The sequence below is a fragment of the Mesorhizobium sp. M1399 genome (assembly GCF_040317735.1).
Classification (GTDB): Bacteria; Pseudomonadota; Alphaproteobacteria; order Rhizobiales; family Rhizobiaceae; genus Mesorhizobium.
Genome location: NZ_JAMYKZ010000004.1, coordinates 101,729 through 127,781 on the forward strand (window position 1 = coordinate 101,729; position 26,053 = coordinate 127,781).

The 26,053-nt window shown below is 63.0% G+C and carries 30 protein-coding genes and 1 pseudogene; 13 read left to right on the forward strand and 18 right to left on the reverse strand.

All coding sequences use genetic code 11. The features are described from left to right. Positions 1-102 precede the first annotated feature (102 nt). From msrB to NKH05_RS07610, 4 genes are all read right to left on the reverse strand, one after another. The gene (gene msrB / locus NKH05_RS07595; protein ID WP_292655897.1) at positions 103-603 is read right to left on the reverse strand and encodes a peptide-methionine (R)-S-oxide reductase MsrB; all 501 of its coding nucleotides are present in this window, start codon (positions 601-603) and stop codon (positions 103-105) included. A gap of 171 nt (positions 604-774) precedes the next feature. Next, a complete protein-coding gene (locus tag NKH05_RS07600; protein WP_352515757.1) occupies positions 775-1,332 on the reverse strand; it encodes a fasciclin domain-containing protein in 558 nt (185 codons plus the stop codon). Between the two features lie 202 nt (positions 1,333-1,534). Continuing rightward, the gene (locus tag NKH05_RS07605; protein ID WP_352484356.1) at positions 1,535-2,239 is read right to left on the reverse strand and encodes an anti-sigma factor; all 705 of its coding nucleotides are present in this window, start codon (positions 2,237-2,239) and stop codon (positions 1,535-1,537) included. Beyond that, positions 2,236-2,775 carry a sigma-70 family RNA polymerase sigma factor gene (locus NKH05_RS07610; RefSeq protein ID WP_352856015.1) on the reverse strand — a complete coding sequence of 180 codons (540 nt, stop codon included), beginning with the start codon at positions 2,773-2,775 and terminating at the stop codon, positions 2,236-2,238. The genes NKH05_RS07605 and NKH05_RS07610 overlap by 4 nt, the downstream gene beginning before the upstream one ends. A 126-nt stretch (positions 2,776-2,901) precedes the next feature. Here NKH05_RS07610 and NKH05_RS07615 point away from each other — a divergent pair, with 126 nt between their 5' ends. Together NKH05_RS07615 and argB are read left to right on the forward strand one after the other, a co-directional pair. After that, entirely contained in the window at positions 2,902-4,398 is a 1,497-nt protein-coding gene (locus NKH05_RS07615; protein WP_352856018.1) for an amidase, read from the forward strand. 100 nt (positions 4,399-4,498) lie between these two features. Next, positions 4,499-5,392 carry an acetylglutamate kinase gene (gene argB, locus NKH05_RS07620; protein ID WP_023677482.1) on the forward strand — a complete coding sequence of 298 codons (894 nt, stop codon included), beginning with the start codon at positions 4,499-4,501 and terminating at the stop codon, positions 5,390-5,392. A gap of 132 nt (positions 5,393-5,524) precedes the next feature. Here the strand turns inward: argB and NKH05_RS07625 are convergent, their stop codons facing one another. The 3 genes from NKH05_RS07625 to NKH05_RS07635 form a co-directional block, all read right to left on the reverse strand. Further along, a complete protein-coding gene (locus NKH05_RS07625) occupies positions 5,525-5,923 on the reverse strand; it encodes a RidA family protein (RefSeq protein ID WP_352495032.1) in 399 nt (132 codons plus the stop codon). Between the two features lie 221 nt (positions 5,924-6,144). Beyond that, complete coding sequence (bchE, locus tag NKH05_RS07630) at positions 6,145-7,692, reverse strand: magnesium-protoporphyrin IX monomethyl ester anaerobic oxidative cyclase (protein ID WP_352495033.1); 1,548 nt, start codon at positions 7,690-7,692, stop codon at positions 6,145-6,147. A gap of 102 nt (positions 7,693-7,794) precedes the next feature. Next, on the reverse strand, positions 7,795-8,271 hold the full coding sequence (locus NKH05_RS07635) for an Lrp/AsnC family transcriptional regulator (protein WP_023718203.1): 477 nt from the start codon (positions 8,269-8,271) through the stop codon (positions 7,795-7,797). A gap of 140 nt (positions 8,272-8,411) precedes the next feature. On the opposite strand from NKH05_RS07635, the gene phhA reads away from it, so the two are divergent. Beyond that, positions 8,412-9,245: a phenylalanine 4-monooxygenase gene (gene phhA / locus NKH05_RS07640; protein WP_023718202.1), complete on the forward strand. Its 834-nt coding sequence runs from the start codon at positions 8,412-8,414 to the stop codon at positions 9,243-9,245. Here the strand turns inward: phhA and NKH05_RS07645 are convergent. Further along, positions 9,240-9,740: a MarR family winged helix-turn-helix transcriptional regulator gene (locus NKH05_RS07645; RefSeq protein ID WP_353025220.1), complete on the reverse strand. Its 501-nt coding sequence runs from the start codon at positions 9,738-9,740 to the stop codon at positions 9,240-9,242. The genes phhA and NKH05_RS07645 overlap by 6 nt on opposite strands. Before the next feature lie 93 nt (positions 9,741-9,833). Between NKH05_RS07645 and NKH05_RS07650 the strand changes: the two genes are divergently transcribed. Then, positions 9,834-10,001, forward strand: a complete 168-nt coding sequence (locus NKH05_RS07650) for a hypothetical protein (protein ID WP_023718200.1) — start codon at positions 9,834-9,836, stop codon at positions 9,999-10,001. A 69-nt stretch (positions 10,002-10,070) separates the two neighbouring features. Here NKH05_RS07650 and NKH05_RS07655 read toward each other — a convergent pair whose 3' ends face one another. Further along, the gene (locus tag NKH05_RS07655; protein WP_023718199.1) at positions 10,071-10,832 is read right to left on the reverse strand and encodes a GGDEF domain-containing protein; all 762 of its coding nucleotides are present in this window, start codon (positions 10,830-10,832) and stop codon (positions 10,071-10,073) included. Between the two features lie 161 nt (positions 10,833-10,993). Between NKH05_RS07655 and NKH05_RS07660 the strand changes: the two genes are divergently transcribed. Continuing rightward, the gene (locus tag NKH05_RS07660) at positions 10,994-11,701 is read left to right on the forward strand and encodes a pyrimidine 5'-nucleotidase (RefSeq protein ID WP_353025221.1); all 708 of its coding nucleotides are present in this window, start codon (positions 10,994-10,996) and stop codon (positions 11,699-11,701) included. 34 nt (positions 11,702-11,735) lie between these two features. Here NKH05_RS07660 and NKH05_RS07665 read toward each other — a convergent pair whose 3' ends face one another. Then, positions 11,736-12,575 (reverse strand): LOG family protein, encoded by an 840-nt coding sequence (locus NKH05_RS07665; protein ID WP_023718198.1) that lies wholly within the window; start codon positions 12,573-12,575, stop codon positions 11,736-11,738. 145 nt (positions 12,576-12,720) lie between these two features. On the opposite strand from NKH05_RS07665, the gene dapD reads away from it, so the two are divergent. The 4 genes from dapD to NKH05_RS07685 all read left to right on the forward strand — a co-directional run bounded on the left by dapD (position 12,721) and on the right by NKH05_RS07685 (position 16,115). After that, positions 12,721-13,575: a 2,3,4,5-tetrahydropyridine-2,6-dicarboxylate N-succinyltransferase gene (dapD, locus tag NKH05_RS07670; RefSeq protein ID WP_023718197.1), complete on the forward strand. Its 855-nt coding sequence runs from the start codon at positions 12,721-12,723 to the stop codon at positions 13,573-13,575. Positions 13,576-13,599: 24 nt separating this feature from the next. Beyond that, positions 13,600-13,971, forward strand: a complete 372-nt coding sequence (locus NKH05_RS07675) for a DUF805 domain-containing protein (protein WP_031193743.1) — start codon at positions 13,600-13,602, stop codon at positions 13,969-13,971. A 21-nt stretch (positions 13,972-13,992) separates the two neighbouring features. Further along, positions 13,993-14,781, forward strand: a complete 789-nt coding sequence (locus tag NKH05_RS07680; RefSeq protein ID WP_353025223.1) for a hypothetical protein — start codon at positions 13,993-13,995, stop codon at positions 14,779-14,781. Between the two features lie 233 nt (positions 14,782-15,014). After that, complete coding sequence (locus tag NKH05_RS07685; protein ID WP_023718195.1) at positions 15,015-16,115, forward strand: GGDEF domain-containing protein; 1,101 nt, start codon at positions 15,015-15,017, stop codon at positions 16,113-16,115. On the opposite strand, the pseudogene NKH05_RS07690 reads toward NKH05_RS07685, so the two are convergent. Beyond that, a pseudogene (locus NKH05_RS07690) lies at positions 16,105-17,135 on the reverse strand (2-dehydropantoate 2-reductase). The gene NKH05_RS07685 and the pseudogene NKH05_RS07690 overlap by 11 nt on opposite strands. A gap of 129 nt (positions 17,136-17,264) precedes the next feature. Between NKH05_RS07690 and dapE the strand changes: the two are divergent. Together dapE and NKH05_RS07700 are read left to right on the forward strand one after the other, a co-directional pair. Continuing rightward, positions 17,265-18,464: a succinyl-diaminopimelate desuccinylase gene (gene dapE, locus NKH05_RS07695; RefSeq protein WP_023718194.1), complete on the forward strand. Its 1,200-nt coding sequence runs from the start codon at positions 17,265-17,267 to the stop codon at positions 18,462-18,464. A gap of 2 nt (positions 18,465-18,466) precedes the next feature. Then, entirely contained in the window at positions 18,467-19,075 is a 609-nt protein-coding gene (locus tag NKH05_RS07700; RefSeq protein ID WP_023718193.1) for a hypothetical protein, read from the forward strand. Here the strand turns inward: NKH05_RS07700 and truA are convergent. Genes truA through def form a run of 4 tightly spaced genes read right to left on the reverse strand, consistent with a single transcriptional unit; the run spans position 19,057 to position 21,813 of the window. Further along, complete coding sequence (gene truA, locus NKH05_RS07705; protein WP_023718192.1) at positions 19,057-19,812, reverse strand: tRNA pseudouridine(38-40) synthase TruA; 756 nt, start codon at positions 19,810-19,812, stop codon at positions 19,057-19,059. The two genes, NKH05_RS07700 and truA, sit on opposite strands and share 19 nt — an antisense overlap. An 18-nt stretch (positions 19,813-19,830) precedes the next feature. Then, a complete protein-coding gene (locus NKH05_RS07710) occupies positions 19,831-20,340 on the reverse strand; it encodes a GNAT family N-acetyltransferase (RefSeq protein WP_292662840.1) in 510 nt (169 codons plus the stop codon). Continuing rightward, entirely contained in the window at positions 20,337-21,266 is a 930-nt protein-coding gene (fmt, locus tag NKH05_RS07715; protein WP_352548109.1) for a methionyl-tRNA formyltransferase, read from the reverse strand. The genes NKH05_RS07710 and fmt overlap by 4 nt, the downstream gene beginning before the upstream one ends. Before the next feature lie 16 nt (positions 21,267-21,282). Continuing rightward, the gene (gene def, locus NKH05_RS07720; protein ID WP_023718189.1) at positions 21,283-21,813 is read right to left on the reverse strand and encodes a peptide deformylase; all 531 of its coding nucleotides are present in this window, start codon (positions 21,811-21,813) and stop codon (positions 21,283-21,285) included. Between the two features lie 103 nt (positions 21,814-21,916). Between def and NKH05_RS07725 the strand changes: the two genes are divergently transcribed. Then, the gene (locus tag NKH05_RS07725) at positions 21,917-23,179 is read left to right on the forward strand and encodes a DNA recombination protein RmuC (protein WP_023718188.1); all 1,263 of its coding nucleotides are present in this window, start codon (positions 21,917-21,919) and stop codon (positions 23,177-23,179) included. A gap of 43 nt (positions 23,180-23,222) precedes the next feature. Here NKH05_RS07725 and NKH05_RS07730 read toward each other — a convergent pair whose 3' ends face one another. From NKH05_RS07730 to NKH05_RS07740, 3 genes are all read right to left on the reverse strand, one after another. Then, positions 23,223-23,627: a GFA family protein gene (locus NKH05_RS07730; protein ID WP_352484328.1), complete on the reverse strand. Its 405-nt coding sequence runs from the start codon at positions 23,625-23,627 to the stop codon at positions 23,223-23,225. A gap of 67 nt (positions 23,628-23,694) precedes the next feature. Next, the gene (locus NKH05_RS07735; protein WP_352484329.1) at positions 23,695-24,657 is read right to left on the reverse strand and encodes a cation diffusion facilitator family transporter; all 963 of its coding nucleotides are present in this window, start codon (positions 24,655-24,657) and stop codon (positions 23,695-23,697) included. A gap of 106 nt (positions 24,658-24,763) precedes the next feature. Continuing rightward, the gene (locus NKH05_RS07740; RefSeq protein WP_023718185.1) at positions 24,764-25,573 is read right to left on the reverse strand and encodes a transglutaminase-like domain-containing protein; all 810 of its coding nucleotides are present in this window, start codon (positions 25,571-25,573) and stop codon (positions 24,764-24,766) included. Positions 25,574-25,788: 215 nt separating this feature from the next. Between NKH05_RS07740 and NKH05_RS07745 the strand changes: the two genes are divergently transcribed. Then, positions 25,789-25,914, forward strand: coding sequence for a hypothetical protein (locus tag NKH05_RS07745; RefSeq protein ID WP_013528464.1), 126 nt, complete (start codon positions 25,789-25,791; stop codon positions 25,912-25,914). Positions 25,915-26,053: the final 139 nt, after the last annotated feature.

Genomic DNA, 26,053 nt, shown 5'->3' on the forward strand with positions numbered 1-26,053 from the left:
GCTCCAACTTTTTGTTTGAGCATCGGATTTTCCCAAAACCGCTTCGCACTTTTGGGTCCGATGCTCTAGCGCTCTCCGACAAAGTCAGGGGCGCAGCCATCCTCAGGCCGTCGCCGGCTTGAAGGTCAAGGCGACACCGTTGATGCAATGCCGCAACCCGGTCGGCGGCGGACCGTCGTCGAAGACGTGGCCGAGATGGCCACCGCAGCGGCGACAATGGACCTCGGTGCGGGTCATGCCCAACGACCTGTCCACGGTCTTGCCGATCGCGTTGGGGATTTCCTGCCAGAAGCTCGGCCAGCCGGTGCCGGAATCGAACTTGGTCTCTGACGAATAGACCGGCAGGTCGCAGCCGGCGCAAGCGAAGATGCCTTTGCGGTGCTCGTTGAGCAGCGGACTGGTGCCCGGGTATTCCGTGCCCTCCTTGCGCAGCACATTGAAGGCCGCGTCGGACAGGATGGCGCGCCACTCGGCCTCGGTCTTGGTAACCTCGAAAGTCTCGGCCGCGCGTGCATCCTGGGCTCCGCCCATGCGCAGCGCGGTGGCGCCTGCGACAACGCCAATGGCTGCCGCACCACTCAAAAGAAGCTCGCGACGGTTCATGCCCATTCCTCCTGTTACTGCTTGTGCCAAATTCGACCGCCAGACGGAAATCAAAAGCCGGTGACGATCGCTGTCCTCAAAGCGGGACTCCGCGCCTATCCACTTGCGTGAACGGCGCGGAGTGTGCGCAGGGAGGCCCTTAGCGATATCTTCGCCGGCAGCGTGCGTTTGTTACATCTTCGGCAGGAGAACCTTGTCGACGACGTGGATGACGCCGTTGGACTGCTCGACATCGGCGATCGTCACATTAGCGACATTGCCGTTCTCGTCGGTCACGGTGACCTTGCCGCCGTCGGTCTTGAGCGACAGTTCGCAACCACCGACCGTCTTGACCTTGTGGGTGCCACCGTCATCCTTGACCATCTTGGCGACGTCGGCGGCCATCGCCTTGGCGCCGATGACATGGCAAGTCAGGATCTTGACGAGCTTGTCCTTGTTTTCAGGCTTGAGCAGCGTCTCCACCGTGCCGGCTGGAAGTGCCGCAAAGGCCTCGTTGGTCGGCGCGAACACGGTGAAGGGGCCAGCGCTTTGCAGCGTATCGACCAGTCCGCCTGCCTTGACGGCAGCGACCAGCGTCGTGTGGTCCTTCGAGTTGACAGCATTTTCGACGATGTTTTTCTGGGCATACATGGCGGCGCCGCCGACCATCGGATTTTGGGCATAGGCAATGGTGGCGATCGCAGAAATCGCAACCTTGCCGGCAAGCAAAAGGGTGGCGAATTTAGGCATGATTTCAATCTCCTTGGGTTATCGTTCCCCTCGTTCGGGAACGCAAGAAGATACGCAACAGAAATGCCGGAGTTTCGTCCTCACGTAAGAAATATTGTGTCGCTTCAATTTTCCATGTGCTAATCGGTCACCGCCGACAAGCTTTGCATGATTTTGGTTCGTGAGAGATAGATTTCAGGTCTTCTTCCGAAGCAAGAATCGGTCAGATGCTCTTCAGATCGCCCGCTGCGACCACCGGTCCAGTCGGCTGGCCGGTCGGCGAACCGCCGGCAGGCTCGACGCTGACCGCAAGCACGGCGCCTTGCGCCAATTTCTCCCGGACGGCGGGCGGGATGGCCAGATGCGCGGTCGCACCGGCCGGGATGACGCCCATCGACACCGGCGCGTTCTTGCCTTCGATCATCCACAGCTCGAAGTCCTTGCCGGCGGTCCGCTCGCCGGAGACGTGGGAAAGGCCGACATCGTGACGGACGGCGTCGTAGACGACGAGATATTTGACATCGCTGCCTTCGGCTGCCAACGAGGCGACAAGCCGGGTTTGCGGCTCGACGACCGGTGGATTGACGTAAGGCAAGGCAATATAGATTGCCAGCGCCGCAATGGCGGCGGCGGCAAGACCGCGCCAGAAGCCAAGGCTCGACCAGAGGCCGGCGCGCGGCTCTGCAGCGAACAGCCGGCGGTCCAATGCTTCCTTGACCCTGATCGGAGGCTCTGTCTCCGGATAGGCGGCGGCCATCGGCGAAAGATGCGCCTCCCAGGCATCCACAAGGCGCGCGAAGGCGGCGTCCGCATCGATGCGGCGCGACGCGATCTCGCGTTCATCGGCGGCCAGAACGCCAAGAACGTATTCGGCGGCGAACAGGTCGTCGCCCCCACGTTCCGGTCCATTGTCGTCAGCCAGCGTCATCTTTCCAGGCATTCTCTCAGTTTCAACAGGCTGCGCCGCAGCCAGGTCCGCATCGTGTTCAGCGGTACGCCATAGCGCTCCGCCAGCTCCGCATAGCTTTTGCCGTCCAGATAGGCGCCCCGGACGGCCGCCGCCCTGTCCTTTTCCAATTCATCGAGACAATGGTAGATGCGTCCGGACTCACCGCCCGCCACGGCCATGGCCTCCGGCCCCGGCGCCGGATCGGCCACGTCGAGCGCGGCATCGATATAGGCGGCAGGCTCTCGCCGCGCCCTGATCCGATCGATCGCATGATTGCGCGCAATGGCCACCAGCCAGGAGATCGGGCTCAGATCCGAAACGGCGAAACGGTCCGCCTTCGTCCATATCTTGACGAAGACCTCTTGAAGCGCCTCTTCTGCATCTCCCCGATCCTTCAATACACGAAGGCAGACGCCGAAAAGTTTCGCGCTGGTCTGCCGGTACAGCAGATCGAACGCAGCCCGGTCCTTCATCGAAGTCCGGACAATCAGGTTGCTGATGTCCTGCGGCGTCATCGGCCGCCAAATTAGGCGATTGCAATGTATTTGCAACGACTGAAATGGTCTTGCGCACTGGCAGCGCCAGCGTCGATTGCCAAGGAAATCGCCGCCCGCTAGCTTGCCATGAGCGGGAGGGCGACCATGTCGATCGAGCGGGTTCTGTGGGAGCATGACGCAACCGGCCAGGCCGCACTCGTGCACAAGGGAGAGATCACACCGCAAGATCTCGTCGATGCGGCGATCGCCCGGGCCGAGGCCACCCAGCCGGAGATCAACGCCATCGCCGAACCGCTTTTTGAGGCGGCGCGGGCGCGAGCGAAAACCGTCGACCACAAGCTGCCGCTTGCCGGAGTGCCCTTTGCGCTGAAGGACCTCGGCATTGCCATGAAGGGCGTGCCGACGCATGGCGGCAGCCGCATCCCAGCCTACACCCCCGATTTTAACTCGGTCATGACGGAACGCTATCTGGCCGCCGGCCTGGTCCCGATCGCCACCAGCACCGCACCCGAACACGGGCTGAGGCTGGTGACCGAGTCGGTGGCTTACGGCGTCACCCGCAATCCATGGGACACCGCTCACACGACCGGCGGTTCCTCGGGCGGCGCGGCTGCGCTGGTCGCGGCCGGCGTCGTGCCGGTGGCGCACGCCTCGGATGGCGGCGGCTCGATCAGGGTGCCTGCGGCCTGTACCGGGCTGGTCGGGTTGAAAACCTCCCGCGGCCGCGTGCCCTTGACGCCGCTCGTCACTGAAAGCTGGTACGGCTTTGTCGTCGACCATGCGTTGGCCCGCTCGGTGCGCGATACGGCCCTGCTGCTCGACCTGACCCACGGGCCCGACCCGCTGTCGCCCTACGCGGCACCCTCGCCGAACGGCAGTTTCACTGCGGCCGCCGGGCGCGATCCGGGCAAGCTCAAGCTCGCCTTCTACCGAAAATCGCCGCTCGGCCTGCCGATTTCGGGAGAAACCTTGAAAGCTCTGGATGCGGCGATTGGGCTGGCGCGCGAAGGCGGGCACAGCGTCGAGGAGATCGACCTGCCCTATATCGACCGCGATTTCATCGCCGATTTCGCCAGAACCGTCGCCGCGGCGGTGGCCGGCACGATGCGTGGCGAGGCCTTGCGCGTCGGCCGCTCCATCTCAGGCGATATCGAACGCGCCACGCGCGTGATGAGCCGGTTCGGTGAAATCCTCTCGGCCGGCGAAATCTATGCCGGCCTGCAGCGGCTGCACGCAACCTCGCGCCGCCTTATCACCGAAACCGCGCACTATGATGCAGTGCTGATGCCTGTCATCGCGCACCCGCCGCTCGCCTGCGGCACCATGGACCCGAAAGGCGCCGACGAATTCATCGAGAATGTCCTGGACAGACTGCGCCTCGCCGGCCTGCTGAAGTTCAAGCCGCTATTCGGCCAGCTGATGGACAAGAGCCTTTGGTTCACCCACTGGCCGGCGATCCAGAACGTCAGCGGGCAACCGTCGATCACGCTTCCGGTTTACGTGACCGATGCCGGCCTGCCGCTCGGCGTCCAGGCCGCCGGCCGCCCCGGTGACGAGGAGACGCTTTTGTCGTTCGCCGCGCAGATGGAAAAGATCTCTGGATGGCTGGGACGGCGGGCGCCGCTGCGGGTGCCGGCATAGAGGCGGGATGATTTGATCGATCATGACAGCAAAGCCGTTTGCGGCCTGCTGCAATTCCCGCTAAGACGCCGCCGTTCATGCCAAGCCGGGAACCAAGCCGATGACGGATGTCGCCGCCACCGCCGAAATGCAGGCCGCGCTGCTTTCAAGGGCGCTGCCCTATATGCAGCGCTACGAGAACAAGACGGTCGTGGTGAAATATGGCGGCCACGCGATGGGCGACATCGCGCTCGGCAAAGCCTTCGCCCGCGACATCGCACTGCTCAAGCAATCCGGCGTCAACCCGATCGTCGTGCATGGCGGCGGGCCGCAGATCGGCGCCATGCTCAGCAAGATGGGCATCGAATCCAAATTCGAGGGCGGCTTGCGTGTCACCGACCAGAAGACCGTCGAGATTGTCGAGATGGTGCTGGCCGGGTCGATCAACAAGGAAATCGTCGCGCTGATCAATGCCGAGGGCGAGTGGGCAATCGGCCTGTGCGGCAAGGACGGCAACATGGTGTTTGCCGAAAAGGCGCGCAAGACCATGATCGATCCTGATTCCAACATCGAGCGGGTGCTCGACCTGGGCTTCGTCGGTGAACCGGTCGAGGTCGACCGCACATTGCTCGACCTCCTGGCGCGATCCGAAATGATCCCGGTGCTGGCGCCGGTGGCGCCCGGCCGCGACGGCCATACCTACAACATCAACGCCGACACTTTTGCCGGCGCCATCGCCGGCGCCTGCCAGGCGACGCGCCTGCTGTTTCTCACCGACGTGCCCGGCGTGCTCGACAAGGACAAGAAGCTGATCGACGAGTTGACCGTGGCCGAGGCCAAGGCCCTGATCAAGGACGGAACGGTCTCGGGCGGCATGATCCCCAAGGTTGAAACCTGCATCGAGGCAATCGAGCGCGGCGTCGCTGGCGTCGTCATCCTCAACGGCAAGACGCCGCATGCGGTGCTGCTCGAGCTGTTCACCGAACACGGCGCCGGCACGCTGATCGTGCCGTGAGTGGCCTCAGTCTGTTCAACGCCGCGACAGACCGGAAGACCATCCGATCACCATCGCAGCGCTTGTCGAGACAGGCGGGCGGGCGAACGGTCGACTAGGTAGTCTCCGCCTTCGTCGCTCGCCGCCAATCGATCATCCGGGCTGAGGAAGGCGCGCGATGACCTTTATCTCAAAATCGAAGCCCGCCAGCCAATTCACCCCCACCGCGGTCCAGTTCGGGTAGGGCGGTTCACCGATCGCCCTAAGTCGAACGGCGTCAATCGCCTCCCACTGTTTGGCCGGGTCGGTGTGGAACGTGGTCACGTCAACAATGTCGTCAAACGTGCAACCGGCGGCCTTCAGCACCGCCGCGAGATTGTCAAAGGCAAGCTGGACCTGCTTTTCGAAGGCTGGCTCCGGCGATCCGTCCTCGCGGCTGCCGACTTGGCCCGAGACGAACAGAAAGCCGCCTGAGCGGATCGCCGCCGAATAGCGATTGACTTCGTAGAGGGCCTGCCGACCGGCAGGGAAGATCGCATCGCGTTTGGTCATTGTTTCACTCCAATCAGACAAGGCAGGCCGGTCCCGACCATCGCGATGTGGCTTCTCCGAGAAGGTGAGAGCCGCCCGCAAGACTTCGGGGTTTTGGATCGCTGCGTTCCATTTTCCGGGGCGGTCGCTGATATCCGTCCCGTATCCCGAAGTGGGTACATACATTCCGTATGTCAATATACATACGTTGCGTATGCTTGTTAAAAGATTGCCCGAGCCGGTCAGGCGCGCGACGAAATCGTGGTCGCAGGCGGTGTCAGCCTGCGCGCCGGGTGCGCGACCACCATCGATTCCTCTTCCTCGTCCTGCGGCGCGCCCCAGAATTCGGCGAGCGTCGGGCCATTCTTCAGGCGGCGGTCGCGAACCAGAAAGCCCCAGACTTCGCGGAACCAGACGCGGCGGCCCATTTTGGTGTACCAGCGCATCGAATGCCGTTGCTCCGGATCCTTGTGGAACAGGATGCGCGCCAAGGCCTTGGGCCGCGACTGCACGGCCAGTTCGATCAGCTTGACGGCGAAGAACAACATCCACGGCTTGAGGCGGGTCATCTGCAGCACCTGGTGCTTGTAGTCCCACAGGCGGGCGTCCAGCTGGATCACCTTGCGATCCCTGGCAATCCTGAAGAACGGCGTCCAGCGGTGCGGCGTCACATAGAGCGCCTGGATCTGGTCGGGGTCATAAGCGATCAGCTGGCGGAAGCCGCGCCAGAGGTCGCGGAAACTTTCGTCCTCGAAACCGGCCACCCAGGTCGCCATCGACAAGATGCCGTTGAGGCGCAGCAGCCGTATCGCCTCGCGGTCGGATGAGGTGCTGCCGCCCTTGCGGATCAACTGGAGCGTCTGCTCGTCGGTATTTTCCATGCCAAGCAGCCAGCGGATGACGCCGGCCTTGCGATAGAGATGCAGGCTGCCGGCGTCGCGGACGATGTCGTCGGCGCGGGTGGAGCCGACGATCAGCACCGGCACATTCTCGGCGATCATCGCATCGAGAAAGGCGCGCCAGGCTTTTTTGGACGAGGTCGGGTTCTCGTCGGCAAGGTTGATCAGCTCGACGCGGTGCTCGCGGTATAGCCAGGCAATCTCCCGCGCGAACTTCACGGGGTCGCGGTGCCGCCAGCGCGTCCAGAACCCCCGCTGGCCGCAATAGTTGCACAGATGCGGACAGCCTCGCGAGAACTGCATGACCACCGCACGCTTGCCTCCCCAATAGCTATAGCGAGTGATATCGATCAGTTCCCAGCCGATGCGGTAGTCGTCGAGATTGGCGATCGTCCTTGCCGGGTTGGTGGCAAAAGGCCGGCGCAAATCGTCGCGAAAGGCGATGCCCGCCACATCCGACAGCGGCTTGCGTTTTTCAAGCGCTTCGACCAGCGCGACGATGGTCGCCTCCCCCTCGCCACGAACGATGAAGTCGAAGGCCTCCGTTTCGGCCAGTATGTCGCGCCAGTGATAGGTCGGAAACACGCCGCCATAAATCAGGATTGTCGCCGGATCGATGTGTTTGACCATGCCGGCGATCAGTAGGGCTGTCGGATGCGCAGAGGTCGAGCCGGAATGGCCGATCAGAATACAGTCGGGATGATCGCTCAAGGCGTCCCGGACCAGCGTGGCAAGCGGCATCGGCCCGAATTCGGCGTCCACAAGTCGCACTTGATGTCCCGCGTCGATCAGCGGACCGCCCAGTGCCAGCAAACCGAGCGGCGGCAGATGGTCGTCCGGCACACGGCTGCCGATGGCCGTATGTGGCGGGTTGATCAGGACGATTTTCATGGCGGACCTTATGCAATGGCGGTCCGCATGTCGTAGTCGGCGATCTAGCGCTGGAGATTGGCTCGCTTCAGCAGTTTGTGTGCAGCTTTTCCGCAGAAATGCCTACCGTCTGAGATGTGCAAGCGGGACATGGCCCGGCCCCTTGATGTTCTGCAGCACAAGCTGGGTGTGGACGTCGCGCACGCCTTCGAGCCGCATCAGCCGGTGCATGACGAAGGCATTGAGCTCGTCGACCGACGGCACCATCACATGCAACAGGAAATCATGATCGCCGGTCATGGTCCAGCATGAGGACACCTCGTCCATCCGCTGGACGGCGGCGATGAAGCTTTCGGGCGAGCCGTCGCTGTGGCTGGTCAGGCGCACCTGGATGAACACCTCGACCATCAGCCCAACGGCACGACGGCTGAGCACCGCGGCGAAGCCCTTGATGATGCCCGCCTGCTGAAGCGCCTCGAAGCGCCGCGCGCAAGGTGTCGTCGACAGGCCGATCTCCTGCGCCAGTTCGGATACCGGCTTGCGCCCGTCGCGCTGCAGGCTGTCGAGCATCTTGATCTCGAATTCGTCAAACTGAGGCATTTTCACTCTCCCAAAGCTCGATCGTGGAGTCTTTTACCTCCAACCCCGCATTTGAGCCACCATCAAAGCTGATTTGCCTCACGCCATCCGGCTAGAATTTCCGACGATCCGCTGATCATGATTTCCAGGGAGAGCAAGCCATGACGATGAACGTTGCCGACTACGCCCGCGAATGCGCGGCGCGAGGCCTTCGCGGCGATTATTCGGTCTGCCGTGCCGATTTCACCGTGGCGCAGGGCTACAATTATAGCGACGAAGAACAGGCGGTGTGGCGCACGCTGTGCGACCGCCAGACGAAGCTGACCAGGAAGCTCGCCCACCATTCCTATCTCGATGGCGTTGCGGCGCTCGGCCTTCTCGACAAGATCCCGGATTTCGGTGAGGTCAGCGAGAAGCTGCGCAAGCTCACCGGCTGGGAGATCGTCGCGGTGCCGGGGCTCATTCCGGCCCAGCCGTTCTTCGACCACCTCGCCAACCGCCGCTTCCCGGTCACCAACTGGCTGCGAACCCAAAAGGAGCTCGACTACATCGTCGAGCCCGACATGTTCCACGATTTCTTCGGTCACGTGCCGATCCTGACGCAGCCGGTCTTTGCGGACTTCATGCAGATGTATGGCAAGAGGGCCGACAGCGTGATTGCGCTCGGCGGCGACGAGATGATCACCAGGCTTTACTGGTACACCGTCGAATACGGGCTGATACGCGAGCCGGGCCAGCCGCTGAAGGCGTTCGGCGCCGGGCTGATGTCATCCTTCACCGAGCTTCAGTTCGCGGTCGAAGGCGGCGACGCGCACGATGTCCCCTTCGACCTGGAAACCGTAATGCGCACCGGCTACGAGATCGACAAGTTCCAGCGTGCCTATTTTGTGCTGCCGTCTTTCGACGTGCTGCGTGATGCTTTCGAGACCGCCGATCTTGCGGCGATCGTGGCGCGCCGCAAAGGCGAGCCGGCGCTCGACCCGGCGAGCCTATAGGCTGTCGGCTGTTTCCAGGGCCTCGGCTTTCAGCCGGGCAAGCTGGTCGCGCTGAAGGTCGAGCGATGCGGTGACGAAGCGAAGGATCGTGGCCAGCTCGGTGTCGCTAAATGTGGCGATCACCCTTTCTCCCTCCTGCGCGATCGCACCATAATAGCGCGCCGATAGTTCTCGCGTGAGTTCCGTCGCCTCTATGACCACCTTGCGCCTGTCCTCGAGGCTGCGCGTTCGTGTCAGCAGGCCGCGCGCCTCCAGCCGGTCGATCAGCGCGGTGACTGCGGCCGGCGTCAACCCTGTTGCGGCCGCGACCTCGCCAGCCGATTGCGGGCCGCCTAAGAGCAGCGCCAGGCAATGGCGTTCCGCCGTACTCAGCTCAAGCCTATCGCCTACTGCCTCGTCATAAGCCTGCGTCGCGTCCTGCCAGCCCATAATGGCGAGGCTGATGGCCGTCTTCATGTCGGCCCGATTCATGCTTGACGAATTTACTTCGATCATCTAACTATCAATTTGCCTAACATTACGGCTATTATAGTAATATGCTGCGTCGGGCGCAAGGCACGGCCTGTCGCAGCACGCAAGGAGTGGACAATGAACCAGAACCAGACGCGCGGCCCACTCACACCGGCCGAAGAATTCAAATACGCCAAGCTGGCGATGGAATGGTATGGCTGGGGTTCTCCCATTGGCCTTGGTATTGCACTGGTCGCGCTGGCGGCCGCTGCCCTGCTGTTCCGCATCGCCATCTTCGGATTTTGACAGCACTGGCCGCGGCGCGGTTGAATTCTGATAGGTAGAATTTTTCCAGCACAAGGCTTAGGGCTGAGCTCACGCCGCTTCGGAAATGTCACGATCGATGATCGACAGGTTGCGGCCGCGATGCTTGGCCTCGTAGAGCCGCTGGTCGGCGGCGCGCATCAGCTCCGACACTGCGGCGTCCTCGCCGCAGGTGGTCCCGCCGATACTGACCGTCAGCGGAACGGTTCGTTCGTCGACGGGCCGGAAACGGATACGCTCTACTTCACGGCGGATGCGCTCGGCGACGCGCCTGGCTTCGTGTTCGGTGGCGCCGATCAGAAAGGCGCAGAATTCCTCACCGCCGATGCGGCCAAGGACATCGCCGCTGCGCACGCCACGCTCTATCGCACTTGCGATCAGGAGCAGCGCCTCGTCGCCGATCAGATGGCCGTAGCTGTCGTTGATGGTCTTGAAATGGTCGGCATCGACGATCAGCAATGCCCCGCGATCGGATTTACGCCGAGAGCCGTCGAGGGCGGCAAAGAAACTTTCGCGGTTGAGCATGCCGGTCATGTCGTCGCGGCTCGCCTTTTCCGCCAAGCGCCTGTGGGCGGCCGCGAGCTGGGCATGGGCGCGGGCGAGTTCGCGATGCGCGGTCTTCAACCTTTCGCCCTGCCAGACCGTATAGGCGCCGGCGCCCCAGGCAAGAGCCAGCGGGCATACGGTAGACGTCAACCAGATGGTGCGATTGATCGGAAAACCCATTGCCGGCACGACGATCAGCGTCAGCAAAAGTGAGACGGCGACGGAGGCGAAAGCGATGGCGGCAGACTTTAGAAATATGCGATTCATCGCTTGCTCCCACTGGTCCGTCTTGGTGCCAGCAAGCGCTGAATGTCACCTTTCGGCGATGCTTAAGATTTTAATCACGGCACCATTTTCACCACCCAGGGCGCGCATAGGTTGTGGATAAACCTCCTGTTAGAAAGATCGTTTCGTGCCATAAGGACGGTATGACCACGCTTCCCGACCCCGCCCGCTTTGCCCATGTCACCGACTGGGTGTTCGATCTCGACAACACGCTCTATCCGCACCATTCCAATCTGTTCTCGCAGATCGATGTGAAGATGACCGCCTATGTCGGAGAATTGCTGACGCTGCCGCGCGAGGAAGCACGCAAGCTGCAGAAGGAGCTCTACCGGGAATACGGCACGACACTGAACGGGTTGATGACGCGCCACGGCATCGACCCCGACGACTTTCTCGAGAAGGTCCACGACATCGATTATTCCTGGCTGGTGCCAGATCCCGTCCTCGGCACCGCCATACGCCAGCTTCCCGGCCGCAAATTCATCTTCACCAATGGCGATCGCCGGCATGCCGAACGCACCGCGCGGCAGCTGGGCATTCTCGAGCATTTCGACGACATTTTCGATATCGTCGCAGCCGGGCTGAACCCCAAGCCGGCGCGACAATCCTACGAGAAATTTGCCGAACTCCACGCCGTCACCGGGCAAAATGCGGTGATGTTCGAAGACCTCGCCCGCAACCTGTCGGTGCCGAAATCGCTGGGCATGACCACGGTGCTGGTGGTGCCGCGCAATTTCGAGCCGACCTTCTCGGAAATGTGGGAACGCGACCCGGCCAACGAGGACGACGTGGACTTCGTCACCGACGATCTCGCCGGCTTTCTCACGGCGATCGTCGAAGTCCCCGCTTGAGGCAGCCGGCGCGCTTCAAGTCCTTGCTTGCATGTCAAAGTTTATAGAAGCGGCTGACGATCCCCCAGGCCTCATCGGCGGTGTCGACGAAATCGATGATATCCTGGTCGCCGGGCGTGATCGTGCCTTGCTCGGCGAGGAAGTCGAGGTCGATAGCCCTTGCCCAGAAAGCCTTGCCGAACAGGATGACCGGCACGCGTTCCATGCGGCCGGTCTGGATCAAGGTCAGCGTCTCGAAGAACTCGTCCATCGTGCCGAAGCCGCCGGGAAACACCGCAACGGCCTTGGCACGCATGACGAAATGCATCTTGCGGACCGCAAAATAGTGGAAGTTGAAGCAGAGTTCCGGCGTCACGTAGGCGTTTGGCGCCTGCTCGTGCGGCAGCACGATGTTGAGACCGATCGACGGCGCGCCAACATCGTCGGCGCCGCGATTGCCGGCCTCCATGACGCCAGGCCCGCCGCCGGTCACCACGACGAATTCGCGATAGTACGAAGTGGCCGACTGCTGCGAGCAGAGGCGGGCGAATTTGCGCGCCTCCTCATAGTATTTGCTGTTTTGCTCGAGATTCTTCTTCTGCGTCTCGTTCTTGGCCGCCCAGGCTTCACCGCCGGGCTCGGGGATGCGCGCGCCGCCGAACAGGATGACGGTCGATTGGATGCCGCGCTCGGCCAGGATCATCTCCGGTTTCAGCAGTTCGAGCTGCAGCCTGACCGCGCGCAACTCGCGCCGCGTCATGAAATCGGGGTCGTTCCAGGCCAGCCGATATGTCTCCGCGCGCGTTTGCGGCGTGTCCGGCACGCTTTTCGACCGCTCCAGATCCTCGTCCGAATGCGGTAGCGGCGTCCACCCCGCCTTTTCCATGGGAGTCATATTTGCTTTACCCGTCCAATCATTCACTTGCGCCGTCCCGTGACGCTGCCGCGATTGACCCTCCCCAAGCCTTCACATAGGGTCCGCGCGACTTTCAAACAGGTTAAGGCGCCGGCCCTTAACAGCTTGGTAATGGAGCGAATTCATGTCGAAGCCCGATCTCGCGAGTCTCGAGAAGATCATCGAGAACGCCTTCGAGGAACGCGACACCATTTCGACCGCAACCCGCGGCCAGACGCGCGAGGCCATCCAATCGGCGCTCGACCTGCTCGACCGGGGCGTCGCCCGCGTCGCCGAGCGGCAGGCCGACGGCAAATGGCACGTCAACCAGTGGCTGAAGAAAGCGGTGCTGCTGTCCTTCCGGCTCAACCCGATGGAGATCATCAAGGGTGGTCCCGGTCAGGCGGTATGGTGGGATAAGGTGCCTTCGAAGTTCGACGGCTGGAGCGCCGTCGATTTCGAGAAGGCCGGCTTCCGCGCCGTGCCGTCGTCGATCGTGCGCCGCTCTGCCTATGTCGCGCCGGGCGCCGTGCTGATGCCGTCCTTCGTCAATGTCGGCGCCTATGTCGATAGCGGCACCATGGTCGACACCTGGGCGTCGGTCGGCTCCTGTGCCCAGATCGGCAAGAATGTGCATCTGTCGGGCGGCGTCGGTATCGGCGGCGTGCTGGAGCCGATGCAGGCCGGCCCAACCATCATCGAGGACAATTGCTTCATCGGCGCCCGTTCCGAAGTGGTCGAGGGCTGCATTGTTCGCGAGGGCTCAGTGCTCGGCATGGGTGTCTTCATCGGCCAATCGACCAAGATCGTCGACCGCGCCACCGGCGAGATCTTCTACGGCGAAGTGCCGGCCAATTCCGTCGTCGTCGCCGGCTCACTGCCGGGCAAGCCTTTTCCAAACAACGAGCCCGGCCCCAGCCTCTACTGCGCCGTCATCGTCAAGCGGGTCGACGCAAGAACCCGTTCCAAGACCTCGATCAACGAATTGCTGCGCGATTGATCTCCCGAGAACGGATGCACCGGGTTGACTGACAAACCTCAATTCCTATGGCTTTTCTTCAGCCTTTCTGGGCGGGTGAATCCGAGCGCTTATGTTTTGGCTGGCCTCTTGCCGGTCATCGTTCAACTCTTTCTGCTCTACCAGTTCGCGCGAACGCCGTTAGGCACTGCCGCGAGCCAGTATTGGGCGCTCGCCTTATGGATCGCTGTGTTCGTCTCGACATGGTCGACCTTTGCGCTAACGGCGAAGCGGTTCCATGATTTCGGCAAGCCTGCCTATTACGCATTGATCTCTCTCATTATCGGCTTCGTCCTGCTTTTTATCCTGGCTTTTTTCAAAAGTGACCCAGGCCCCAACCGCTACGGCAAGCGCACCAACGCACCGGCCGAACCCTGAGCGCCAATCGGACATTTCGTCATGCGCTACCGCTCGCTTGATTCGAAACTGATCCTCGAAACCGCCGAACGGCTGGAAGAGCGCGTCGCCGAGCGCTTTCCCGATGCAGGCCTGCGCGGCGTCGCCGCCGAGCTCGTGTCGCTGTCGCGCGATCTGGCAAAGGCAGCCAAGGCGCTGGAGGCGCCGATCTGGTGGCTGCGCGGCCTCATCATCGCCGCTTTCGTCGTCGGAGCGCTGATGTTCCTGTTCGTCGGCACAATCCTGCCGCTCGGCCGCATCTCGGGAAACCACGATGCCTTCCAGTCGGTGCAAGGCATCGAAGCCTCCCTCAACATGATCATCCTCGCCGTGCTGGGCTTCCTGGCCCTGATCCGCTCCGAGGAGCGGATCAAGCGCAAGCGGGTGTTCCGCCAACTCCACGGGCTGCGGTCGCTCATCCACGTCATCGACATGCACCAGCTGACCAAGGATCCGGCAGCACTTTCAGCCAGTTTCAAGCCGACTGCACATTCGCCAGCCCGCATCACCAACGCCGCCGAGCTTGCCCGCTATCTCGACTATTGCTCCGAAATGTTGTCGATCACCGGCAAGATCGCCGCGCTGTTTGCCCAGTCGGTCAATGACGCCGTGGTCATCGATGGGGTCAATGACATCGAGAACCTGGCGTCGAACCTGTCGCGAAAGATCTGGCAGAAGATCACGCTGATCGAAACCCCTCATGGGCAGCCGGCACATGCGAAGAAAACCGATCCCGAGCCGGGTCCGCCGCGTCGGCCTGCAGTCCGCAGACGACCGGGGCCGGCAAGCTAAGACCCGCGAGCCGGCGGCAGATCCGCTAGAGCGGCAGAGGGGGGAGTTCCGAAACCCCGGTTTTGCGCCGGACGCTCTAAGCGAATGTTAATCACCCTGGCCCAGCATGCCGGCGAAAACTGTGTCGACCGGCACGGAGCGCTCGACTGGCAAGCGACCTATCCCTGACCACCAAGGAGCCGCGCAAAACGTGGAGCGCCGCCGCTCGCCTGTTTGCCTGGTTCTCTTCGCCGATGAGATTGGAACCGGAAGCCGTCCGCGCCCGGCTTCTCGACACCACTTTCGACCGCAAATTCGCAGTCTTGTTCGGCACCATCAGCGTTCTGGTGGTTGCGGTCAGCGCCGCACTTGCCACGAAGGATTGGTGGCCCTACGCCTGGATCGCAGCCGACCTGATGCTTTTCGTCGTCCGCGTTCTGCTGATGCGGGAATGCGAGCAGGCCCGCAGGCGCGGCTCGAAAGGGCCGCTGGCGGGCCTGATGGCAGCCAGCGGTGTATGGTCGGTCGTTTTCGGCCTCGGCTGCTATGGCTGTGTTGCCAGCGGGAATATGGCGCTTTCCGTACTTGCCGCCTTGAATGTCGCAGGTGTCGTTGGCGTGGTGTCGTCACGCAATGCGGCCACCCCGCGCTTCGCCATATTCGTCATGTTGGCCGTAAGCCTGCCTTACGTGGTCGGTGCATTGTTTTCCGCAGCGCCCGGAATGCCGATCGTCGGAATTCAAACGCCGTTCTATGTGGCCGGCGTCATCATCGTGCTGCTTCAGAACCACGCAATCAACGCCCGCATGATCCGCGCCGAGCTGGACAATCGCGACCTGGCGATCAAGGACGCGCTGACCGGCCTGCCAAACCGCATCTTCCTGCAGGAAAAATTGCGCGACATGTGCCGCGACCTTGCGGCGCCGGCCGCCAATGGCGGCAAGCCGTTTGCCGTGCTCAGCATGGACCTCGACGGCTTCAAACAGGTCAACGACCGTTTTGGTCATGCGGTCGGCGACGTGCTGCTGCGCAAGGTGGCCGAACGATTGAAGCGCGGCTTCCGGCCGGGGGACGTGGTCTTCCGTATCGGCGGCGACGAATTCGTCATCCTTTTGCCCGCAACCTCGGAGATCGAGGCCACCTATCTGGCAAAGCGGGCCATCGAAAAGGTCTCGGTGCCTTTCGACCTCGGGGTCGGTTCCGCCATCCATGTCGGCTTGAGCGTCGGCAGCGCCTTTGCACCCGCCGACGGCGGCGATCCGGAAATCCTGCTCACCTGTTCCGACCATGCACTCTACGAAGCCAAGCGCACCGGCAAGGGCCGTTATTGGGCGCCTGTGCGGGCTACGATCTGACGGTCGCAGCGACAGCTTCCGGCGGCAAGCAAGGCGATCCGCGCCTCTCCTGCTCGGCCGCGCGCACCAGTGCAGTGACATGCTTCAGCAAAGGCGCCGGCGTGCCGGCCTTTTCGGCCAAACGCAGGACCGCGCCTTGCAGTTCGCCGATCTCCGTCGACCGGCGGCGCCGCAGGTCATCCCACATCGACGAACGCGCGGCCGGATCGATGGCAAGCATTCGCCGCGCCAAGAACTTGAACAGCCCGTCGGGCAGGCGAAGCACTTCGGCAGCAGTGCGGGACGCAGGCCGGCGATGCGAGCGGGTTCGATGCCTGTCGCCGTCATTGCCGCCAATGCTTCGTCGATCTGACCGGCCAGGATCAGCCGCCAGCGGCGATCGGCAAGCTCTGCCGCCAGCGGCAGACCGGAAAGCGCCACCAGCGCGTTGTTGAGGTTGAGCAGCAGCTTGTCCCATAACACCGCGTCGATGTCACCATGCGTCGCGACGGCAAACCCCTCGACATCAAGCAGTTCGTCAAGGCCCGCCGAGCCCTGTTCGATCATCACTTTGCCGCCGCTGGCGCGGTGCAGGCGAAGCGGCAATTCGCCCTCCGGCGATTGGACCACGTTGAACGGCACCATGCCCGCGAGCACCGGCTGGGCGGTGAGATGGGCTCGCAATTTATCGGCATTGTCGACGCCGTTCTGCAGGCTGAGTATCACCACGTCCGGTCGGGCATGGGCGGCAATCAGCCCGGCCATGTCTTGCGTCGCGCCGCACTTGACCGTTACCAAAATGACATCGGCATCGGAGAATGCTACCGCCGGATCGGCGGTGACCGACAATGCGTCCGGTTTGACAGAACGGTCGCGGCCGTCAGGGTCGGTGATGCGCAATCCAGCTTCTTGCAGGGCCTTCTCGACGCGCGGTCGCGCCAGCAGAAACACCTTTCGCCCGGCAAGTATCAGGCAGCCGCCGGCGTAGCAGCCGATACTGCCGGCACCGGCGATTACGATCGTCTTGCCACGCGTGACCATGCGATGGCCCTGTTCTGGTCGAGAGACCTTGCCGCAATTATACGACATGAAAACCATAATGTCGGCGGCATGGCTGGCCCTCACGTCTGGCCGTGACAGACCTTGCGCTTTCGACTATCGCTTTTGCCCATGATGCTGCCTACCGATCCGGTTAGAAATCTCGCTGCACTCATCCGCTGTGCTTCCGTGACGCCCGCCGAAGGCGGTGCGCTGCGCGCGCTGGAGGCGATGTTGAAGCCGCTCGGCTTTGCGGTCGAGCGACCGGTGTTTTCCGAAGCCGGCACACCGGACATCGAGAACCTTTACGCGCGGCGTTCCGGCAATGGCCCGCATCTGATGTTTGCCGGCCATACCGACGTGGTGCCGGTGGGCGACGAGGCAGCCTGGACGCACCCGCCCTTTGGCGCCGAGATCGCCAATGGCGAGATGTTCGGCCGCGGCGCCGTCGACATGAAGGGCGGCATTGCTTGTTTCGTCGCGGCGGTGGCGCGACATGTCGAGCAGAAGGGCGGCCCGAAGGGGTCGGTCTCGCTGCTGATAACCGGCGATGAGGAAGGCCCGGCGATCAACGGCACGACGAAGCTGCTCGAATGGGCGGCCGCCAAAGGCGAGAAATGGGATGCCTCGATCGTCGGCGAGCCTACCAATCCCGACGCGCTTGGCGATATGATCAAGATCGGCCGGCGCGGCTCGCTATCGGGCACGGTCGTCGTCAACGGCCGCCAGGGCCACGCCGCCTATCCGCAGCTAGCCGACAATCCGGTGCGCGGCCTGGTGACGCTGGTCGACGCCTTGCTGCACCCCGTCTTCGACAACGGAACAAGGGATTTCCAGCCGACGAATCTTGAGGTGACCTCCATCGATGTCGGCAATCCCGCCACCAACGTCATCCCGGCGAAGGCAGCAGCTACCTTCAATATCCGCTTCAACGACACATGGACCGCCGAGACGATCCAGGCCGAGATCCACAACCGCCTCGACCGGGCGGCGAAACGCAAGAAATACCGCGCCGGCAAGAAGACGCCGGTCGACTACGAGATCGTCTGGCGCGACGGGCCGTGCCATGTTTTCCTGACACGCGACGACAGGCTGATCGAGACGCTTGGCGGTTCGGTCAAAGCGGTGACCGGCAGGAAGCCGGCGCTCTCCACCTCCGGCGGCACCTCCGATGCCCGCTTTATCAAGGATTATTGTCCGGTGGTCGAATTCGGCCTGGTCGGCAAGACCATGCACATGGTCGACGAACGTGTGGCGATTGCCGATCTCGAGACGCTGACGCAGATTTATCTGCGCTTCGTTGAAGACTGGTTTGCGCAGGACATATCCTAGTGATGCTTTCAGCGGATGAAACCTATGCTTCGCTTGCCGGCGCCTGGCGGCTGATGCTCGGCAAGGCCGACGGATTTCGCCTGCTCGACCTTTCGGCGGACGGTTTCTGGAACTCCTTTTTTGCCATCGTCGTCGCGGCGCCGGCATTGATCGTCGGCTGGGTCGGCATTGCCAACGAGATCGGCGATCCCGACGCATTCGTCGGCCGTTTCAGCATGTTGATCCGGCTGGCCACCGTCGATATCGGCGCCTGGGTGCTGCCGCTCATCGGCCTGGCCCTGGTCGCGCCGCGGGTCGGCGTCGGCAGCCGTTTCGTCCATTATGTCGTCGCCAGCAACTGGGCCTCGGCGATCATCGCCTGGATGATGCTGCCATCGGCGTTGATCCGGCTTTTCCTGACATCGGCCAACGAAGTCTCCGGGCTGGTGTCGCTGCTGCTGTTCGCGCTGTCAATGGTATTGACCTGGCGGATGACCAACGTTGCCATCGGCAGGGGTGCGGCTGTCGGCAGCGCTGTTTTTGCCGGCATGTTCGTGGCGTCGCTGATCGTCCTGTTCGGCCTGCAGGCGCTGCTCGGTATCAGCGTGCCGGATCAGCCAGGCGTCGGATAATCGACGCCGACTAGAAACAGCCCGTCGGGCGGCGCCACCTGACCGCAGGCCGCACGGTCGCGCGCCTCGAGCGCGGCCTTGAGGTCGGCAATGGCCCAGCCGCCTTCGCCGACACGTTTGAGCGAGCCGACCATCGAGCGCACCTGGTTGTGCAGGAATGACCGCGCCGAAGCGCGGACTTCGATGAAATCGCCCGCCCGGCTGACATCCAGCCGGTCGAGCGTGCGGACCGGGCTGGTGGCTTGGCACTGGGTCGAGCGGAAGGTGGTGAAATCATGCCGGCCAAGCAGCACTTTTGCCGCTTCGTGCATGGCGGCGGCATCGAGCTGCTTCGGTACCCACCAGATCTTACCCTTGTCGAGCGCTGCTGGCGCGCGGCGGTTGACGATACGGTAGAGATAGTGGCGGCCGATCGCCGAGAAACGCGCATCGAAGCCATCCGGCACGACGGCGGCCTTCAGGATGGCGATGTGCGCCTTGGCCGCTTGCAGATGCGCGTTGACGGCGTCGCGCACCTTGTCGCCGGGCCATGCCTTGACCAGATCGACATGCGCCACCTGAGCGGTCGCATGGACACCGGCATCGGTGCGGCCGGCGGCGCGCAGAGAGACCTGCTCGCCGCAGAACTTCTCGATCGCCTGCTCGATCGCCTGCTGCACCGAAGGCTGATTGGCCTGGCGTTGCCAGCCGGCAAAGAGACTGCCGTCATATTCGATGTCGAGGCGAAAACGCGGCATTCCCGGATCGAGGCGAAATCAGGCGGCGAGGGCTGAGCCGAAGGCCGAGGCGTAGACCAGCCTGCCGGTCTCCGGCGCCTCGCCCCAGGCAAGCGCCTGCAAAGCCTCGCCTTGGTAGTCGCTCTCGAATTTCGCTGCACGGGCGCGGCTGTAGCCGAAGCGGCCATAGTAGGCCGGATCGCCGAGCACCACAGCGAGCGTCTCGCCGGCGGCTTTCAGGCGGATATGAGCCTCGCGGACCAGGGCACCGCCGATGCCGGTGCCGTGGAACGACGGCTCGACTGCCAGCGGCGCCAGCGCGACTGCCGGGAAGCTCTTGCCGCCATTCTGCACGAAGAGCCGTGAAAACAGGATATGGCCGACCACTTGCCCGTCTTCGTCCGCCACCAGTTCGACGACGGCATCACCGCCGGTGACCAGCGCGTCGACCAGTCCGGCCTCCGCCTGCTGGCCGAATGCGTGTTCTTCGACAAGGCGGATCGCCTCGCGGTCCCGCGGCGTCGCCGCGCGTATGGACATCATGCTCATGACAATTTCATCCCTTTTTCGAGCTTGGCCCCGCGCAGAAACTCCTGCGCGGCAATGGGCCTTCCGCCCGCACGTTGAACTTCGACCAGCCTGATCGCGCCTGACCCGCAGGCAACCGTCAGCCGGTCATCGAGAATTCCTCCCGGTTCGCCGGCGCCTTGCGAGAGCGTCGAGCGAAGCAGTTTCAGCCGTTCCATGCGGCCGCCGATTTCGGCCTCGCACCATGCACCGGGAAAGGGCGACAGGCCGCGAATCTGGTTGTGCACGTCGCCGGCAGGTCGCAGCCAGTCTATGCGAGTCTCCGATTTATCGATTTTCTTGGCGTAGGTCACCCCCACCTCCGCCTGTGTGGTAAATGTCAGCGTATTCCGCTCGAGCCGTTCGAGCGCTTGCACCATCAGCGCAGCACCCAGGATCATCAGCCGGTCGTGCAGATCGCCGGCCGTCATGTCCGGTCCAATGGCGCATTTTTCAACCATTGCCACAGGCCCGGTGTCGAGGCCTTCCTCCATCCGCATCACCATCATGCCCGTCTCGGTATCGCCGGCCATGATGGCGCGCTGGATAGGGGCAGCGCCGCGCCAGCGCGGCAATAGCGATGCGTGGCCATTGAGGCAACCGAGCCGCGGCGCCTCGAGAATAGGTTTGGGCAGAAGCAGCCCGTAGGCGACGACCACGGCGACATCGGCGCGCAAGGTGCGGAACGCCTGCTGCTCCGCCTCGCTCTTCAGCGACACCGGCGACCGCACCTCGATGCCAAGCCGCTCCGCCTCACGCTGCACCGGCGACGGCGTCAGCTCGAGCCCGCGCCGGCCTGCGGCGCGCGGCGGCTGCGTGTAGACGGCTGCCAATTCATGCCCTGCCCCGGCGATCGCTCGCAGCGTCTGCACGGAGAATTCGGGCGTACCCATGAAGATGACACGCAGGGGCATTCGTCGACCCCTATCCCACCATCTTGCCCGGCGCCTTGTCCCTGGCGAGCTTCTTGAATTTCTTGACCACCATGTCGCGCTTCAGCTTGGAGATGTGGTCGATGAACAGCACGCCGTTTAGGTGGTCGATCTCATGCTGCAGGCAGGTCGCCATCAGCCCCTCGGCCTCGATCTCCTGCAGCTTGCCGTCGCGATCGAGATACTTCACCCGCACCGCTGCCGGACGCTCGACCTCGGCATAGTAATCCGGGATCGACAGGCAGCCTTCCTCGTAGACCGAACGCTGGTCGGAGCTGTCGAGGATTTCGGGATTGATGAAGACGTGCGGTGCCGGCGTCTCGTCCTCCTTGGCGAGGTCGATCACCAGCAAGCGCAAGGGTTCGCCGACCTGGATCGCCGCGAGGCCGATGCCGGGCGCGTCATACATGGTGTCCAGCATGTCGCCGGCCAGTTTACGCAAATCACCGTCGACACGCTCGACCGGTTTTGAAACCTGACGCAGGACGGGATCGGGGAGGATGATAAGCGGCTTGATCGACATGGCGTCTCACCTAAGACCTCGCAGGAAAAGCGTCAACCGGGACGCCTTCTGGTCGTTCACGTTTTGATCTGTGCCGCCAGACCGAATCATCTATGCTGTCGGCATGAACGATCTGGCCACCATCCTGTCCGAACCTGTCGCCCGCCTCGGCGCCACCACGATCACGCTCGGCCATGCCCTGGGTTTCGGCGCAATGCTGTTCCTCGGCCTGTTCGTGGCGCTCGTCATTGCGCTCTGGCGATCGGCCAAGGCGCGTGCAATGGCGGCCGCCGAAGCCGCCGACCACGCCCGCGACGCCGAGGTGCGGATGGCCGGCATCTTGGCAAGCCAGGCGGAAATGCAGGGCCGTATGGGCGCTATCGCCGAAGTGTTCGGGGCGCGTCAGGCCGAACTGACCCAGTCGATCGGCCAGCGCCTCGACGCCATGACCGGCCGCCTCGGCCAGACCATGACCGAGCAGACGAGATCGACGCATGAGAGCCTCGCCAAGCTGCAGGAGCGGCTGGCGGTCATCGATATCGCGCAAGGCAACATCCAGTCGCTGGCCGGCCAGGTCGTGCAATTGCAGGCGATCCTTTCCAACAAGCAGACGCGCGGCGCCTTCGGCCAGTCGCGTATGGAAGCCATCGTCGCCGACGGATTGCCCCACGGCGCCTATGAATTCCAGGCGACCTTGTCGAATGGCAGCCGGCCCGACTGCCTGGTGAAGATGCCGAACGGCGCACCGTCGCTTGCCATCGATGCAAAGTTTCCACTCGAGGCCTGGAATGCCATCCGTGCCGCCGAAGGCGCCGACCTGCAGAAGTCCGCCGCTCAGGCTTTCCGCCGCGACATCGAGGTGCATGTCCGGGATATTTCCGAAAAATACCTGATCCAGGGCGAGACGCAGGACACTGCCTTCATGTTCGTGCCCTCGGAATCGGTGTTCGCCGAAATCCACGAGAATTTCGAGGCCGTTGTCCAAAAGGCGCATCGATCGCGGATCGTCATCGTCTCGCCATCGCTTTTGATGCTGTCGATCCAGGTCATCCAGGCGATCCTCAAGGATGCCCGTATGCGCGAGCAGGCGCACCTGATCCAGGGCGAGGTCATCCGGCTGATGGAAGACGTCTCTCGGCTCGACGAGCGGGTGCGCAAATTGCAGACGCATTTCGGTCAATCGGCCAAGGATATCGAGGACATCCTCGTCTCGACATCGAAGGTGACCAGGCGCGGACAAAAGATCGAGGCGCTGGAGTTTGGCGTGCAGCCGGCGGAGGACACCGCTGGGTCGAATGGCAGCGGAGCAAAAGCGGAAAGCAGCGCGCGTGTTGCCGATTCGAAAACCGGGCAGCTGAGGCTAAGGGTCGTCGAAGGCGACGATTGAGAGCTACGCCGGAACCGGAGCCGAGGCTTCGCCCGGTCTGGCGCTACTGCTCCTCGATGATGGTTGTGCCTTCGAATTCCGGCAGCCAATGCAGCGCCGAGCGATGCCAGATCTGCTTTCTCGGCACCAGTTGATCGCGCTGCCATGCCGTGCCGACCCTGATGCCGTAAACCTTCGGTCCCGCGCCCGCCGACGTGGCGTAGAGATGCGAGCCGCACTCACCGCAAAATGCCTGAGCGCGCTTGGCACCACTCGAACCGGTCTTGATGTAGATTTTCGGCGCGCCCTTGGTGATCGTGTAATTGTCCTCGGACGCCGGCACGGTGACGCGAAAGGCCGTTCCGGTTAGCTTCTGACAATCGATGCAGTGACAAATGGTGGTCTTTTCCGGATCGACCTCGGCCTCGTAAGTAATGGCGCCGCAATGACACCCGCCGTCGATTTTCATCTTCGTTCCTCCTGGAGCTTTTGCGCGCAATCATAACCGGGACTGCCCGATGGCGCAGCCATTTTCCTCAGGCCGGCTCCCCTCCGGACGCCGCCAAGGCCTTGCTCCGCCGTTCCCAGGTGCCGGTGGTCTGCGGCTTGACGAACAGGCGCGTGACCTCCGGCATCTCCGCCTTCAGCCGTGTCTCGAGGCGTTCGACGCAGGTCTCTATCTCGGGCGCCGACAAGTGGTCCTCGAACTCGATGCTCAGAGCGGCGACGATCTCCTGAGGCCCCATATGGAGCGTCAGTACGCCATTTGCCCGCCGCACCGCCGGGTCCTGCTGGACAATGGCCAGCACTTTCATTTGCACCTCGGGCGAGGCCGGCTCGCCGAGCAGCAGGCTCTTGCTTTCGCGGGCCAGGAAGATCGCGGTCGCGCCCAGGATCAGCGCGATGCCGATCGACGCGGCGCCGTCGAGCTTCGGCATGTCCAGCAGTTCCGCCGCCAATATGCCGGCGAAGGCGACAACGAGGCCGAGAAGTGCCGCGCTGTCCTCGAAGAGTACGGTGTAGACACTCGGGTCCTTGCTGAGCTGCACCGCCTCGAGCCAGCCGTGGCTGCCTTTTTGGTGGCGGAACTCGTTCAGCGCCACCAGCCAGGAGGTGCCTTCGAACAGGAAGGAAAGGCCAAGTACAGCGTAGTTCACCTTTGCGTTGGCAATCGGCTCCGGCGCCATGATGTGCGTCACGCCTTCGTAGAACGATATGCCGGCGCCCAGTGCAAAGACGAGGAGCGCGACGATGAAGCTCCAGAAATACAGCTCGCGACCATGGCCTAGCGGATGCGTCCGATCGGCCGGCCGGGCGGCGCGGTGCATGCCGTAAAGCAGCAGGCTGCCATTGCCGGTATCGACGAGCGAGTGGACGCCTTCCGAGAGCATTGCCGAGCTGCCCGTGAACAAGGCAGCGGCGAATTTGGTCAGGGCGATCGCAAGATTGCCGGCGAGCGCCGCATAGATCACTTTTTTCGACCCGCCATGCGCCGCCATGGTGTGCTGCCTTGGTTGATGCACCGAGATTAGCGGAGCACGCCCACGCTCCACAGCTCGAACAACGCCCGAAGTGTCGAGTTGTTCAAAAGGGCAGCGCGAGAGGCTATTCGATGACCTCCTCCGTCCAGACCTTGAAGCCAGCCAGCGCGCCCGGTCCAAAAATGTGGGTGAGTGGGACATCGGCGGCATCGCGTCCGGAGGCAATCAGGATGCGGCCGATGCGCGGCGCGTTGTTGCGCGGGTCGAACGCGTGCCAGCGGCCGCCGAGATAAACCTCCATCCAGGCGGCGAAATCCATGTCCGACCACGGCTTTGGCAGGCCGATATCGCTGATATAACCGGTGCAGTAGCGGGTCGGGATGTTCAGGGCGCGGCAGAAGGCGACTGCGAGGTGGGCAAAGTCGCGGCACACACCACTCTGCTCGCGATAGGCTTCGGCTGCGGTGCGTGTCGGCCGTGCATTGAAATAGTTGAAGACGATATGGTTATGGACGAAGTCGCAGACCGCCTGGACGCGCGGGATGCCGAGCGGCGTATTGCCGAACAGCCGCCAGGCTTCGTTCGCCAGCACGTCGCTCTCGCAATAGCGGCTGGGCAGCAGGAACAGCAGCGTCTCCGACGGCAGATCGCGCACCTCATGCTGCCATGCCGTCAGCTCGCGCGTCTCGAAGGAGCCGGGGTCGCGGATGACCGCGTCCGTGCCGAACGCAAAGCGCCCGGCCGGCGCAACGAGACGGTTGCACCAATTGCCGAAACTGTCGCGATAGCTTTCGATCGGCACCGGCGGGTTCGACGTCAGGAAGTCCGGCCGCTCGAGATCGGATGCGCGCGAATAATGGACGTTGAGCATCGCGATCAGCGGTGTTTCCTGCGGGAAGTCGAAGCTCATCTGGCAACCGATGTGGATCCGCATTGTCGTCCTGACCGGACTGCGCGATCATCAGCCGGCGAAACGCAAGGGCTGATGCTGCAGTGCGAAGAGGACCATCGCACGGACCGCTGCGGTTTACGAGGGAATTAGAAACCGGTTGACAGCCATCGGCCAAGGCGACTGCACGGCAGCGGCCTCTTGCAGTCTAGCGTTTTCTCTTGTTTCACTTCGCCAGACATCAACCGGAGGAACGAATCATGGCTAAAGGTGCGATGAAGGCAGGCAAGGAAGCCCGCAAGCCGAAGAAGGACGCGAAGAAACCTGCTCCGGCGCCGGCCCTGAAGGCACCGCCGGTGAAGGCGATGAAGCTGAAGGACAAGTAGGGCCGCAGCTACCGTTTTGGCTTATTTCGACCGGCCGCAAATGCGGCCGGTATTGTTGTTCATTAAGCGCACGAGCATCCCATATGGATGCGGCGAAGATAGTTTTTGCGCTTTCAAGAGATCGGCCGGGAGCCATCGA